This window comes from Bradyrhizobium sp. Leo78 (genome assembly GCF_059512425.1).
In genome coordinates this window covers 320,180-333,651 of the sequence record NZ_JCAMOT010000003.1, presented here as the reverse complement: position 1 = coordinate 333,651, position 13,472 = coordinate 320,180, and the positions used below count along the sequence as shown (strand labels likewise).

Sequence of the window (13,472 nt, the reverse complement as noted above, 5' to 3'; positions counted from 1 at the left end):
AGATACTTACACCGGAGGAGTTATGGCCAAGCGAGCGACATCCCGGCGGACGCGACAACCGAAGAAGCTGAGCGACCTTTTCCACGAGACCCTCAAGGACATCTATTTTACCGAAAACAAGATCATCAAGACCTTGCCGAAAATGGCGAAAGCAGCGCACTCAAGGCAGCTTGCGAACGCCTTCAACAAACATCTGCGCGAGACCCAGGGACAGGTAAAGCGGCTCGATCAGATCTTCCGGATGCTTGGCAAGCCGGCCCGCGGCAAAACATGCGAGGCCATCAATGGCATCACCGATGAAGGCGCTGAGATCATGCGCGACTTCAAGGGAATGCCAGCACTCGATGCCGGGCTTTTGGCCGCAGCGCAGGCGGTAGAGCACTACGAAATTTCCCGCTACGGGACCCTGCGGACTTGGGCGGAAGAACTTGGCATGGCGGATGCGGCGAAGCTGCTGCAGGCCACCCTTGCCGAGGAAGAGGCGACCGATCAAGCGCTGACAGAACTAGCCACTTCGGTGATCAATCTCGAAGCCGAGGAAGAGGAGGTTTCGGAAGCGGCCTAAAGCGCGATGGGGCATTGGCACGCGATCACGGGCGATTGGAACTAACTAGCCAGCCCGCCGATTGGACCGTTTTCAGGATTTGCCATGTCAAAGAGCGACACACTTCGGTATGGCGCGCCGGGCGATAGCGCGGTTCACCTCTGCGTTGACATGCAGAGAATGTTTGCGGAGGGCACCGAGTGGAAGATGCCCTGGCTTGAACGCGTCTTGCCAAACATCATCGCGATCACGTCCGCTCACCCCGAGAGAACCATCTTTACCCGCTTCATTCCCGCCCGGAAGCCCGGGCACGGCGTCGGCATGTGGCGGCAATACTATGAGCGCTGGGCGTCGATGACCATCGATCAGATCGGCCCCGACATGGTTGGCCTCGTCCCAGACCTTGCGACATTTGTTCCTCCCGCCAAAGTCTTCGATAAGCATGTCTATTCGCCATGGACCGGCAGCGACCTGCACGAGCAGTTGCGCGGCGCCGACATAGATACGGTCATCATAACCGGCGGCGAGACTGACGTCTGCGTTCTGAGCACCATGCTCGGCGCAGTCGACTGGGGCTTCCGCGTCATTCTCGTCCAGGACGCGCTTTGCAGTTCGGCTGACGAGACCCACGACGCGATGATGAATATCTACATGAACCGATTCGGAGAGCAGGTCGAAACGATCACGATGGAGACGCTTCTTGAGAGCTGGCATGGCGCGCAGCCGTGCTAGGGCCGAGAAACCAACGGAGGGCGGTCGATAGCTAAGGAATGGTTTGATGGCGTCCTCAAAGAGCAGACAGATAAGTTTGTCGGCGCGACAAGCTTTGTCAGCCCCCCGGCCAGGGGCCTGACGCACCAGACCGCGCGAGATAACAGGAAGATGAGATGACGAACCTTTTTAAGCTTCCGACCTGGGCCGGCGATGACCAAATCTTTGCAGTGATCGAGACTCCTCGCGGAAGCACCTGCAAGCTTGACTTCGATCCGAAGCTGCGCGTCTTTACGCTCGCCAAGCCTCTGATGGCCGGTCTCAGCTATCCGTACGATTGGGGCTTTGTCCCATCGACCAAGGCGCAGGACGGTGATCCGCTCGACGTCCTAGTGATTCACGATGCGCAATCCTATCCCGGCGTGGTCTTGCGGTGCAGACCGATAGGGATTCTCGAAGTCGAACAGAAAGGCAAGAGCAAGACGGAGAGAAACGATCGCCTGTTCGCGGTGCCCGACCGCACTCCGCTCGAGACCGATCTGAAGGACATCCGCGATCTTCCCTCTCGAGCGCACCAGGAGCTCCAGCAGTTCTTTCTCGCAACGAATGCGCTTGAGGAAAAGGAGCTTGAGTTCCTGGGCTGGCGCGGCCCCAACCAGGCCGTCAAGACCATCAAGCGGCTGTCCACATAAGGGCAAAGCGAGCGTCGAGGCGCGCCATGTCCTGTCGCGACCGAGGGTAAACGCCGGAATTTAGGCGCACGGGAGTTCAGCGGGAGGAACATCGGCCCAAAGGGGGCGGCGTGCGCGCCGATCGACCGGGCCGTGACTGAGCAGAGATTATGCGAGTCCCCGACTACGGTCGCAACCTATGTTAACCGGGCTCTGGGCGCGCCGCACCCCGCTCGATCGTGGCGTCGACACCAGAGCCCGCTTCCTCTCGGCAGGAGTTGCTTGATCAGCGAGAGGTGGCGAAGCCAAGGGCAGCACCATCATTGAACTGGTGGCAATTACCTGCGCTGCAGCGCAAAAAGTCGGCCTCGCCCTTTGGGCGGGGCACGCTAACCCGCTCCCCCCTGTCGAGAACAGGTGCGCTTGAGGCTTCTGAGCGACACCTCCTCAGCCCGATGAGCAAGATGCATGGCTTATTTGCCATCAGGGTGGGTCAAAGTCATCTCATCAGCGGTCTCGTTCCTTCTTGCGATCAGCTCATGTATCGCGCGGCGTCCCACCTCCGTAAGGCCGGCAAGAGTTTGGTTGCCGTTCTTGGCGCATTCAATGATCTTCTCTGCGACGAACTTCCTTGTTTCATGCTCTGGTAGTCCGATAGGCAGGAATCTGCATGCCCTCTCCAGCGCAAGGTCCATTGCGGCGATCGTCTTCTGACTAAATTCCTCGCTGAGCATCATTTCTTCCCCTTACCTTCGGCATTAGCGACCGCCTCGCAATAGCCTGTGCCAGCGCGACCTGGCGGCACAATCATACATGTTAAGTGAGGTCAGCCTTTGCAGCGGCACTAGCCCTGATCGGCTGCGGGCCCGAACAGATCGGCTGTCAGCGGCATAGCGGACAGCGATGGATGGCCGCCATTGTCGGAGAATCAATCCAATTTTATCGCAGCCTTGCGCAGGGTCTTTACATAGTTGAATTTTCCCTGGCAGCCCGATGCTAAGCTCTCAATATGAGCAATAAACGAAAGCGCAATCGGTCCAAGCCGATCGGCTCATTGCATGAGCGACTGATCAGCTCAGCGCAACGGGCTCGGACGCGCGCCAGAAATCTGTCTCCGGGCGCCGAGCGGGAGAAGCTTCTCCGCCAAGCGCGGCAAATCGAACAAGCTGCTGAGCTGGACGTAGCTCTAAGTTTGGGCACACCAAAATGAAAGACATGCAGGCGCACCTGGAGAGGCTTCGGAATGAAGCCGAGGAGTGCGAGTTAATCAGCAAGCTGGCGACCAATGCGACGAAGAAAGCATTATTTGCCAAGCTCGCTGAACACCACCGAGCGCTGGTCAAGGAAGTGGAAGAAGCCGTAGCATCCTGTTCCCCAAGTCCAAATGACGATCGGGTTGCATCCGAACGAGAAGGATCCCCAGACGCCTGAAAATCAGCGGGGCGGATTGTGATCGACAATGGTCTTTGATGCTCCGCTGGGTGCAGGCTGCATCAGTAGCGGTGTGCAGCCTTTCGGCTTTTCCGGCCCGCAACGTTCCAGCGCGATCACCGCGAACGAAAAACCATCACAGAACGTTTTGCGCCGCATCATCAGGTCTGAAAGGAACTTTCCGAACCCGCCTGCGCTTATCAAGCGATCTAGGAGGATTGAAATGAACCAGCTGATCTATCTGGTTGGCCTGATCGTCGTCATCCTGGCCATCCTTTCGTTTTTCGGTCTGCGCTGAAGGATTCGACCATGACGATCGAGGCTGCCACGCTCGTCGAAGACGGAGTGCCGACGTTTCCTGATGACTCCAGATATCTGCGCTGGACGCCGATTATCGCAGGCGCGCTAGTCGCCGGGGCGTTTGCCTTCACCCTACTGACCTTTGGCGTCACTATCGGTCTCGGGATCAGCTCGACTTCACCAACTTGGCGAGATGCATCGGCCGCCTTGTCGCTATTATCAGGCCTTTTTCTGATTTTGCAGGCGATCGTCAGTTTCGGTCTCGGCGGCTACATTGCTGGCCGGACGCGCGGCGACGTTGGCGCTGTCCGCAATGACCTTGGCGCTGCCGCCAATTCGGAGGAAACGCGCGATGGTCTTCATGGCCTGACGGCTTGGGCACTCGCGGTTCTAATCGGGGCCGGATTGACGGCGATCGTGAGCGCAGCAGCGGTCAATCGCTCATCTCCATCGTTTGCAATGGGAAACAGAACCTCAGCCGAACCACTTCTGAGCTACGAACTCGATCGGCTTCTCCGCCAACCACGTCGACCCCCGAACGTCGATATGAGCGTCGAACGTGCCGAAGCCGGCCGGATACTCATGACTTCGTCGAGCCACAGCGGGGTAAATGCTGATGACCGAACCTATCTGATTCAGCAGGTCCAGACACTTACGGGTCTTTCCGCCGGCGACGCCGAGCGGCGAACCGATCAGGCGATTGCGAGTTCGAGGACGGCAATTGCTCATGCGCGTCGCAGCACAATCATCCTGGCCTTTTCACTGGCGGTCGCCGCCCTGCTCGGAGCCGTCAGCGCCTGGGCGGCAGCTGTTGCTGGCGGTCGACACCGTGACGGCGCGCCGCTTCCGGAATGGATGGCCTTTGCCGACAGGTTCGAGCCAAGAATCACCGCGCGATAGGCGCGGCTGCTCCTCGACCAGCCCAGCCCGTACCATCAAAACGCCCCTGCCGCAGCCAGCCCTGAGGAACAACAGCCTCTTCCGCGGGTTGATGGGCACCTTCAGTCTGCAACCATGGCGCCACTGAAATCCGGAAGGACAAAAATCATGACGCGTGCAATCATCGTGCTGGGCTGCGTTCTGCTGGCAGGCTCAGCTCTTGCTCAATCCGCCGGCGAGAAGACCGGCGTCAATTCAATGCTGGGTGTTGCGCCGACCACGGCCGACTTCGTCAAGGAGGTCGCAATCAGCGACATGTTCGAAATCGAATCGAGCAAGCTCGCCGAACAAAAGGGCAATGCGCGGGAGCAATCCTTTGCCCAGCGGATGGTAACCGACCACTCAAAGACCTCAGCCGAGCTGAAGCAACTGGTCACCAGCGGCAAGGTCAAGGCCGAGGTGCCCGCGGCGCTCGACAGTTCGCACCAGAGCAAGCTCAACAAGCTGAAGGATGCATCCGGCAAGGATTTCAGCTCGGACTACGATTCCTACCAGGTCAGCGCTCACAAGGACGCGGTGTCGCTTTTCGAACGCTATGCCAAGGGTGGCGACAATGCCGATCTGAAAGACTGGGCCGGCAAAACGTTGCCCACGCTGCAGCACCACCTCGAGATGGCCCAAGAGCTCGACAAGGCACCGAGCGTCGGTCAGTCCAGCAAGTAGACGCACAAACTCAATGATGCCGGTAGATCCGCCGGCATCTTTTTATTTGAGATGACCGCCTCGGGTTGAATGCCGCAAATGGAACCCCGTTCAAGACCCAGCGTTAGGCACTGGCTGAAAGGTCGACGTGCTCATGATGCGAGCTGCCGCAATCGCAACTGTTGCGATATTGCTCGCCGGAGTCCCGGCGCAGGCGCGCGTTAACGTGAGTGAAATGGCGGGGGTGGAAGCCGTGCCACCGCCGAATGGGTCTCTTCCGCTATCGCTGCTCCTGCAAGGCGAAAAAGACATCAAGCCGTTGCGGGAGTGGCTGGGCGCGACGCCATCCGTCTGGGTGCTTGCCGACTACACCTGCAAGAGCCTCTGCGGATCGACGATCTCCATCGTGGCGGAGGCGCTGAAAAATAGCGGCCTGAAACCCGGCGCGGACTTTCGATTCCTGGTGGTCGGCCTGGATCCGAAGGATTCGGTGGCCGATGCGCTAACAATGAAGCACGAGCAAATCGGTAGCGACGGGGAGTTGGTCCGCAACAGTCACTTCTTGCGCACGAACGCCGCTGCTGTACGCGAGTTGACCAACGCCTTCGGGTTGCATTTCCGCTACGACAGTGAACACGATCAGTTTGCGCATCCCCTCGCCGCTTTCGTGGTCACCCCGGATGGCCGCGTCGTCCGCGGCCTTTGGGCACTTGCGCTGGATGCCGCGAGCCTGCGCCTTGCTCTGGTCGATGCCGGTCGGGGACAGGTTGGGTCGGTTGCCGATCACATTGGCCTGATCTATTACGGCTTCGATCCTGTGAGTGGCACCTATACGCTCGCTGTCGGGCGGCTGCTCGCCGGCACGGCCCTCATGACGATCATCGGGCTGGCCGCCCTGATCCTGGTTCTCCTTCGGCGCGAACATGTTGCACCGTCGCGTTGATCCAACGCGCGCGCTCACACAGCATGGCATCAAACATCCAAAGCAGAAGCGCCCCGACAAAGACCAGCGCGGCCGCCAGCATCACCGCCGCGGTTAGCGGCGCGACGTGGTCGATCGCGGGCAGGATCAGAATGGCGGCCTCCAGCACGCGCATCAGCAGCGTCAGCCCGCATAATCCCAAAAGCCAGCGCCGATCGGCGCGTACACGCCCACTCAGAAGGGCGAAAAACGGAAGCACAAACTGACCGGCGACCAGGATAGCCAGTGCAAACTGCCAGCCGTTCTCCGAACGCTTCAGATACCAGATCACCTCATCCGGAATGTCGCCGGCCCAGATCACGATGTACTGCATGGCATGCAGATACCCCCACAGGAGGATCGTCGAGAGCAGCAGCGCGCTGTAGCCCGCGCACCCGCCGATCTGCCGTCCTGTCAGGATGCTCCAGCCGATCGCGAAGGCAAGGCCGTTCAGCAATGCAAGAGTGAGGTAGAGAAGCCCGTAGACCGACGAATGGAAGTGCGGTTCAAGCGATTCCATCCAGTCGATGCCGGCGAGCGATACGGTCAGCGCGTACACGATCAAGCCCGCGGACGCCGCGCGGGTCATGCGCTCGCTATGAGACCAGGCATTGCGCAGCCACACGGCTAAAGCTGACCAGATCACGAAGTAGATGACGCTGCGCAAAGTAAAGAACAACGGCGCAAGATAGGCGGCCTTGAACGGCGGCAGAGTGCTGGTATCGGCGGCCGCGGGATAGATCTCCTTCATCCCGATCAGCACTGGAACAAGGCAGATTCCGACGACCGGAAGCGTCGCAGTCGCCGCTACCAGCACCGGATGCAGCGCCTCGGTCCAGGCGCGGCGCACCAGATAGCTTGTCATCAGGACGCCGAGGGCGCCGATCGCGATCGCGCCGAGCGCGATCCATGCCACGAGATAGGCGGCGAGCGCGGCGCGGCGATCGAGCACAAGGCCGGCGATCAGGATGATGGCGCTGAGGACGATCGCAGCCGCCCACGCGATGCGCCCGCCTCTCATTGTGCCGCCTGCAGGCCGTCGCGCCTGTCCGGCGGCACCTCGTCGACCGAGGCGTGCCGAGCCAGCTGCAGGACTCGGATATAGGCGACGATCGCCCACCGATCGCGCGGCGGAACCCGCGCGGCGTAGGAATACATCGCGCCGTGGCCATTCGTGATCACGTCGAACAGATACTGATCGTCGGCGGCGCGCAGGCGCTCGTCGTGATAGCTGGTCGGATGCGGCATGCCGCGCCGGACAATGATGCCATCGCCATCACCGGCAGTGCCGTGGCAGGGAGAGCAGAAGATTCCGAACCGTTGCTGGCCACGCTTGAGCACCCCATCCGTAAGCGCCGGCTTGTCCCTGACCTCCTTGTCTCGCTCAAGATCGTCGCGCGCTACGACGTTGGCGGGCGGATTTCGCAGCGTGCCCGCACGAAACAGCGGCGCCGGCGCATATTCCCGATAGCTCGGCTGCACTTCCATATTTTGGTCGCAGCCGGCGAGGCATAGCCCCAGCATAGCAAGAACGATGCTCCTCATGACGGGACCAGTTCCACCGATAATGCCCCCGTCGTCCGCAGGAAGGATCTTGTGCCGCTCTCGTCAAATTTCGGATCGTCGCCGCCGACGCAGAGAAAAAAGCGATCATTGCTGGCGAGATGGATGCGACTTGCAGCGAACACCGGATGGCTGAGCCGCGGCAATCGGTTCTGCACAAGCATGCCGATGATGGTCGCGAGCGCGGAAAACAGGATCGTGAGCTCGAAGGTCACCACCGCAAACGCCGATAGCGCGTAGACCGGACGGCCGCCGACATTGAGGGGAAAATCATAGTTGACGTAACACTGCATGAGCAGCGCTACCGCCGCGCCGGAAAATGCGCCAATCAACCCGACAAGGCCGATGTTTGGCGCAGGAAGGCGCAAGGTCTGTGCAAGCCCTTCGACAGGAAACGGGGTGAATGCGTCGAGGCTTCGGTAGCCCCGCTCCCGCGCCTCTTTCGCTGCCGCGACCAGCGCTTCCGGGTTTTCGAACTCCGCGAGCAGTCCGTAGGCGCGATCAGCCATGGGCTTGCTCCTCTTTCTCTTCGTGCAGGAGTTCCTTGGTTTCGAAGATCGAGATCGCCGGTATCAACCGGATCGCGATGAGGAACGGCACCAGAAACAACCCGATGGTGCCGACATAGGTCGACCAATCCCAAAATGTCGGAGTGAAGTGGCTCCAGGATGAGACGAGAAAATCACGATAGAGACTGGTCACGAGAATCATGTAGCGCTCCAACCACATTCCCACCGCGACCGAAACAGAGATCAGGAGCAGCGACCAGCCGCGCCGGCGCACGCCTCTCCACCACAACAATTGCAGAGGAATAAAGTTGAAGACAATCGCGCCCCAATAGGTCCAGGCATAGGCGCCGCCTATCCGATCCAGCAACGTCTGCATGTCGTGGGCGTTGCCGGAATACAGCACATCGAACACCTCGAACACGTAACCGTAGCCGGTCATGAGACCGGTTGCGAGCAGGACCTTCCCGAGCACGTCGAGATGGTCCTCGGTCACGAGGTTACCCAAACCGAACCAGGTGCGCAGTGACACCGCAATGATCGAGACGACGGCAAAGCCCGAGAATGCCGCGCCGAGCACGAAGTACGGTGGAAACAGGGTCGAATGCCAGCCGGGAATCTGACCCGAGGCAAACAGCAGCGAAACCTCGCTATGCACGGAGACGACGAGCGGAACGGCGAGCGCCGCGGTGATGCGATAGGCCTGCTGCCAGCGCGCCCAGTGTGAAGCCGAGCCGCGCCAGCCGAGCGAGGTGATGCCGAAGAAGATCTGCCAGCCGCGCCTTGTGGCGCGGTCGCGCGCGGCGGCGAGGTCGGGAATGAGGCCGGCGTACCAGAACGCAAGCGACACCGTGAGATAGGTCAGCACCGCCCAGATGTCCCATTCCAGCGGACTGCGGAATTGCGGCCAGATGTGCATGGTCGCCGGATAGGGGAACATCCAATAGACGTACCAGGGGCGCCCGAGATGCAGGACGGGATAGATACCAGCGCAGACCACCGCGAACAGCGTCATGGTTTCAGCGAACCGATTGAGCGAGTTACGCCACTCGCTGCCGGTGAGCAGCAGCAGGGCCGAGATCAGCGTACCGGCGTGACCGATGCCGAGCCACCAGACGTAATTGTGGATCGCAAACGCCCAGTTGACGGGGATATTGATGCCCCAGATGCCGACGCCAACCGTGAACAGCTCTGTTGCCGAGACCACCAGCAGAAGCAGCAGCAAGCTCGCGAAAATCATCGCAATCAGCCAGCGCCGCTCGACCGGGAAATGCAGGGGGATCCCAGCGAGCTGTTCGGTGATGCCGCCCATGCTCTGGCGGATGGGCAGGATATCGGCCGATTTATCGGTCATCCCTGGTCGTCTCCACCGTCACGGAAGCGCGCCAGATAGCTGGTGCGCGGCCGCGTACCCAATTCCTCAAGCAGCGTGTAGTTGCGCCCCTCGCGCCGCGCCCGCGACACCTCGGATTCTGGATCGTTGATGTCGCCAAAGACAATCGCCCTGGTGGGGCAGGCTTGCTGGCAGGCGGTGACAACGTCACCATCCCGCAAGGGGCGGTTCTCCTTGTCGGCCGCAGCATGGGCTGCCTCGATCCGCTGCGTGCAATAGGTGCACTTCTCCATCACCCCACGGGACCGGACCGTGACCTCCGGATTGTGGGCCGCGTGAACAGGTGAATCCGGCGGCGCGCGATAATCATAGAAGTTAAATCGGCGGACCTTGTAGGGACAAAAGCTCGAACAAGTGCGCGTGCCGATGCAGCGATTGTAGACCATCTGATTGACGCCCTCGGGACTGTGCGTCGTGGCGTGCACAGGACATCCCATTTCGCAGGGGGCCTGCTCGCAATGCATGCATGGCACCGGCTGAAAAAAACTTCTCGGTCGCTCGATCTCGCCTTCGTAGTAGCGTGCCACCCTGATCCAATGCATTTCACGCCCGGCCTCGACTTGCTCCTTGCCGACCACCGGAATGTTGTTCTCCGCCGTACAGGCCGCGACGCAGGCATTGCAGCCGATGCAGACATCGAGGTCGATCACCATGCCCCAGGCATTTCTCGCAGAAGGCCAGGACGGATAAATACTTGGTTCGGCCTCCGCGCGTTTCGACCCGGGACGGCTCGCGCTGACCTCGCGAACAAAATCAAAGCCCTCCATGCGATGATGCATCTGAGTCACTGCCAGCGTCTCGGCGCTCCCAACTTTGCGTAGGCTGGCTTTCGCCAACCAAAGCTGGTCGGGCGGCCTCGCGCGATAGGCGTCATACCCAACTCCGTTGCCGACGCGCCCTGCTCCCGTCCGGCCATGGCCGAGGTAGAGAGCGATCGTATTCTCCGCCTGGCCTGGCATGATCCAGACCGGGCCTGTGACATGGCGATTTCCGATCGTCACCTCGACCCGGTCGCCGTTTGAGGCGACGAGCCGTTTGGCGAGCGCTGCGTTGATCGCAACGACATTGCCCCACGTTAGCGTGGTCAGCGGCTTTGGCAGTTCCTGCAACCAGCCGATATTGGCGAACGTGCCGTCCCACACGGTCGGATCTGGCCGGAACACCACGTCCAGCCCTTTCGCGGTGGCTGTTGTGGGCAGATCGGCGGCGGCGGTCGGCTTCGCCTCCACCGGGTTAGCCGCCCCTTCGACGAAGCCGTCGCGCAACGCGCGTCGCCAGCGTACATCGAAATTATCCGACAAGATCGACCGCCACGTCTCGCGCACCGCACTATCTGCGGCAGGATTCATCTCTCCGAGCATCATGCCAAAAATCTGGTGCGCGCTGCGAACGTCGTAGAATGGCGTGACCGTCGGCTGGATGATGGTTGCCGTGCCGTCGACCGCGCGGCCATCGCTCCAGCTCTCCAGCGCATGCGTCAGCGGCAATTGCCATTCGCAGAGTGCGCCGCTCTCGTCGCGTTGCAGACCGAGATGCAGCGATGTCCGCACCTGCCGCAACCCATCCGCAAAGCCGAGCGCGGCGGGAGCGCTGTAGACTGGATTGGCATCGACAATGACAAGCGAATCCACGCGACCGGCACTGATATCGGCGACCAATTCCTTGAGCGTGCCCGCATTCGCCGGCCCCGAAACAGGGGCGGTCAACAGCAGCGCCCGGCCCGCGCTGTTCAGATGGTCGTTGATGCGCGCCGTCCAGCCAGCCGTCACCGCTTCGCCGAAAGGACTGGAAACCACGAGCGCGCGGTCCTTTGCGCCCAGACAGGCAGCGGCCGCGCGTTTGATCCAACTCTGCTCCTCCGATGTCAGGTCGGGCAGGGCTGCAGTGGCGATGCCGAGCTCCCTGGCGAGCGCCTGGGCAAGTAGCGGCATGCGCGACGAATCGGCAATCAGCCGCGCCCCGGCTATCGCTCCCGTTGCCGAAGGCACGCTTTCCGCCATGTGCAGCTTTAGCCCCGGCCGATCGGCGAAGCGTCGCCGCGCCGTCGACCAGCCATGGGCATTGCGCACCTGGTTTGGTCCCGGTCCGAGAAAGTCATCGTCGAAGCTGATGACGATGTCGCACGCGTCGAGCTGGTAATGCAGATCGAGTGGTTGTCCATAGGCGGCCATGGTGAGATCGCGCCGCGATGCAATTCCCGTCGCATCATGGAGATGCACGCGCGCCTTCGGAAACTGCCCTATCAGCGCGTCGATCTGGCGGAGCAAGGTCGGCGACGTGATCGGCGACGTCAGCAGTCGCAACCCGTCGCCCTGCGCTGCCGCCCATCCGCTTCTGAGCGCGACGACCGCAGCCTCGACCTCCTTCCAGGACGCGGGCTCTCCCCGACGCGAAGGCCCTTGAGCGCGGTCCGGATCGTAAAGACCGAGCACGGCCGCCTGCATGAAGACATCACTGCGGCCTTGCGTCATCGGATGGTCTGGATTGCCGTCAAGCTTGGTTGGACGGCCCGCGAAGGTCGTCGCAACGACCGGCTGCGCGAAGCCATCAAGCATGACCGCCGTTGCATAGTAGCGTGGCAGGCCGATTGTCTCATTGTCCGGCTGATTGACGTAAGGCAGCGCCGCCACGAACGGGCTCTTCTCGCAGCCAGCAAGCCCCGCCAGCGCAAAGGACGCCCCCATCAATTTGAGGAACTCGCGCCGCGCCGTTGGGGAGAAATCCGCTGCCGCCGGATATTCAGCGTCAAGGAACGCCTGAAAGGCGGGGTCGTCGGCCAGCTCTTCGATTCCGGACCAAAGGCGCCCGCCGCTCGCGCCCGCGCCAGGTGGCTGTTGTGGTCGGTTGCGGGTCATCGGTGGCACACATAGCAATGGGTGAGCTCGCCGAGGCGAACGCCTTCGCGCGCGGCGATCGCAGCGCCGGCTGCGCGCGCGTCCGCGGACGGTTTCCAGGTCATGTCCGCGATGCGATCCTGCGGGCGCAGCTGCAGTACCGGATCACGGTGGCAATCGAGACAAAAATCCATGGTGAAGGAGTTCTCGCGATAGGTGAGCGCCATCTTGTCGATGCGGCCATGGCAGCTCACGCAGCCCACACCTTTGGCGATGTGGACGTCATGACGGAAGAAGACGTAGTCCGGCAGCTTGGCAACACGCGTCCATTGGATCGGCGTGTTGCTCGCAAGACTCTGCCGCACGGGCGCAAGCATGGTCGAGTTGGTCCATATCTCCGAATGACAGGTCATGCAGGTTTCAGTGGGCGGCAATCCAGCTTGCGGACCGGTCTCAACCCCGCTGTGACAGTAGCGGCAATCGATACCGAGCTCGCCCGCATGATGGCGATGGCTGAACGGTACCGGCTGGGCGGGGCGGACTTCAGTCGAGGTAATGTAAGCGGAACGCGCAAAGCCGATGATGCCCACCGTCCCGCCGGCAAGAACCGCTACAGATCCGAGCAAAAACAGCCGTAGCCAAGTATCGGCAACGGGAGAAAAGATCTGGGTCATCCGGCCCTGACCCGCTTACGAACGCTCCACGCGCGATCAATCCATGTGCGTCGGAATCGTTCCTAAATTGGAACTGCGGTCGCTCGCCGGAATTGTCATGCCACGCTCGAGGGCCGGAAAATGGATGCGCAAGCCAGCTTCGATTACGAGCGATCCGACATGAGCAGCAGAGCGATCGCATGCATTGCGGCTGGCCTCGCGGCCTTTGTTGTTGCGGTACCGCTGATGATGCCTCTCGCTTTTCCGGCGTCGATGCGACACGTCACCTCGAACGCCCGCCCCGCGCTCAGCTCGGACGCGCCC

15 protein-coding genes are annotated in these 13,472 nt (G+C 61.3%); 8 read left to right on the top strand and 7 right to left on the bottom strand.

The window, feature by feature from the left end:
* The first annotated feature begins 22 nt into the window (after positions 1 to 22).
* The 3 genes from AC5ZG1_RS06260 (at position 23) to AC5ZG1_RS06250 (ending at position 1,947) form a co-directional block, all read left to right on the top strand.
* Complete coding sequence (locus AC5ZG1_RS06260; protein WP_028162304.1) at positions 23 to 565, top strand: YciE/YciF ferroxidase family protein; 543 nt, start codon at positions 23 to 25, stop codon at positions 563 to 565.
* An 84-nt stretch (positions 566 to 649) separates the two neighbouring features.
* Positions 650 to 1,276 (top strand): cysteine hydrolase family protein, encoded by a 627-nt coding sequence (locus AC5ZG1_RS06255; protein WP_496132283.1) that lies wholly within the window; start codon positions 650 to 652, stop codon positions 1,274 to 1,276.
* 155 nt (positions 1,277 to 1,431) lie between these two features.
* The gene (locus AC5ZG1_RS06250) at positions 1,432 to 1,947 is read left to right on the top strand and encodes an inorganic diphosphatase (RefSeq protein ID WP_028162302.1); all 516 of its coding nucleotides are present in this window, start codon (positions 1,432 to 1,434) and stop codon (positions 1,945 to 1,947) included.
* A gap of 452 nt (positions 1,948 to 2,399) precedes the next feature.
* Here the strand turns inward: AC5ZG1_RS06250 and AC5ZG1_RS06245 are convergent, their stop codons facing one another.
* The gene (locus AC5ZG1_RS06245; RefSeq protein WP_051396543.1) at positions 2,400 to 2,663 is read right to left on the bottom strand and encodes a hypothetical protein; all 264 of its coding nucleotides are present in this window, start codon (positions 2,661 to 2,663) and stop codon (positions 2,400 to 2,402) included.
* Between the two features lie 469 nt (positions 2,664 to 3,132).
* On the opposite strand from AC5ZG1_RS06245, the gene AC5ZG1_RS06240 reads away from it, so the two are divergent.
* The 5 genes from AC5ZG1_RS06240 (at position 3,133) to AC5ZG1_RS06220 (ending at position 6,181) form a co-directional block, all read left to right on the top strand.
* A complete protein-coding gene (locus AC5ZG1_RS06240) occupies positions 3,133 to 3,357 on the top strand; it encodes a hypothetical protein (protein WP_456642132.1) in 225 nt (74 codons plus the stop codon).
* 28 nt (positions 3,358 to 3,385) lie between these two features.
* Positions 3,386 to 3,655 carry a hypothetical protein gene (locus tag AC5ZG1_RS06235; protein ID WP_456642133.1) on the top strand — a complete coding sequence of 90 codons (270 nt, stop codon included), beginning with the start codon at positions 3,386 to 3,388 and terminating at the stop codon, positions 3,653 to 3,655.
* A gap of 11 nt (positions 3,656 to 3,666) precedes the next feature.
* Positions 3,667 to 4,557 (top strand): hypothetical protein, encoded by an 891-nt coding sequence (locus tag AC5ZG1_RS06230; RefSeq protein WP_496132282.1) that lies wholly within the window; start codon positions 3,667 to 3,669, stop codon positions 4,555 to 4,557.
* A 147-nt stretch (positions 4,558 to 4,704) separates the two neighbouring features.
* The gene (locus tag AC5ZG1_RS06225; RefSeq protein ID WP_130225747.1) at positions 4,705 to 5,259 is read left to right on the top strand and encodes a DUF4142 domain-containing protein; all 555 of its coding nucleotides are present in this window, start codon (positions 4,705 to 4,707) and stop codon (positions 5,257 to 5,259) included.
* 133 nt (positions 5,260 to 5,392) lie between these two features.
* On the top strand, positions 5,393 to 6,181 hold the full coding sequence (locus AC5ZG1_RS06220; RefSeq protein WP_496132281.1) for an SCO family protein: 789 nt from the start codon (positions 5,393 to 5,395) through the stop codon (positions 6,179 to 6,181).
* Here the strand turns inward: AC5ZG1_RS06220 and AC5ZG1_RS06215 are convergent.
* From AC5ZG1_RS06215 to AC5ZG1_RS06190, 6 genes are read right to left on the bottom strand one after another with little or no spacing between them, the layout of a single operon-like run.
* Entirely contained in the window at positions 6,117 to 7,220 is a 1,104-nt protein-coding gene (locus AC5ZG1_RS06215) for a hypothetical protein (RefSeq protein WP_474419406.1), read from the bottom strand. The two genes, AC5ZG1_RS06220 and AC5ZG1_RS06215, sit on opposite strands and share 65 nt — an antisense overlap.
* The gene (locus AC5ZG1_RS06210) at positions 7,217 to 7,744 is read right to left on the bottom strand and encodes a c-type cytochrome (protein WP_474419405.1); all 528 of its coding nucleotides are present in this window, start codon (positions 7,742 to 7,744) and stop codon (positions 7,217 to 7,219) included. Before AC5ZG1_RS06210 ends, AC5ZG1_RS06215 begins: the two co-directional genes overlap by 4 nt.
* Positions 7,741 to 8,271 (bottom strand): DUF3341 domain-containing protein, encoded by a 531-nt coding sequence (locus AC5ZG1_RS06205; protein WP_474419404.1) that lies wholly within the window; start codon positions 8,269 to 8,271, stop codon positions 7,741 to 7,743. Before AC5ZG1_RS06205 ends, AC5ZG1_RS06210 begins: the two co-directional genes overlap by 4 nt.
* Complete coding sequence (gene nrfD, locus AC5ZG1_RS06200) at positions 8,264 to 9,622, bottom strand: NrfD/PsrC family molybdoenzyme membrane anchor subunit (protein ID WP_474419403.1); 1,359 nt, start codon at positions 9,620 to 9,622, stop codon at positions 8,264 to 8,266. The genes AC5ZG1_RS06205 and nrfD overlap by 8 nt, the downstream gene beginning before the upstream one ends.
* The gene (locus AC5ZG1_RS06195; RefSeq protein WP_496132280.1) at positions 9,619 to 12,516 is read right to left on the bottom strand and encodes a TAT-variant-translocated molybdopterin oxidoreductase; all 2,898 of its coding nucleotides are present in this window, start codon (positions 12,514 to 12,516) and stop codon (positions 9,619 to 9,621) included. The genes nrfD and AC5ZG1_RS06195 overlap by 4 nt, the downstream gene beginning before the upstream one ends.
* Complete coding sequence (locus AC5ZG1_RS06190; RefSeq protein WP_496132279.1) at positions 12,513 to 13,169, bottom strand: cytochrome c3 family protein; 657 nt, start codon at positions 13,167 to 13,169, stop codon at positions 12,513 to 12,515. The genes AC5ZG1_RS06195 and AC5ZG1_RS06190 overlap by 4 nt, the downstream gene beginning before the upstream one ends.
* Positions 13,170 to 13,472: the final 303 nt, after the last annotated feature.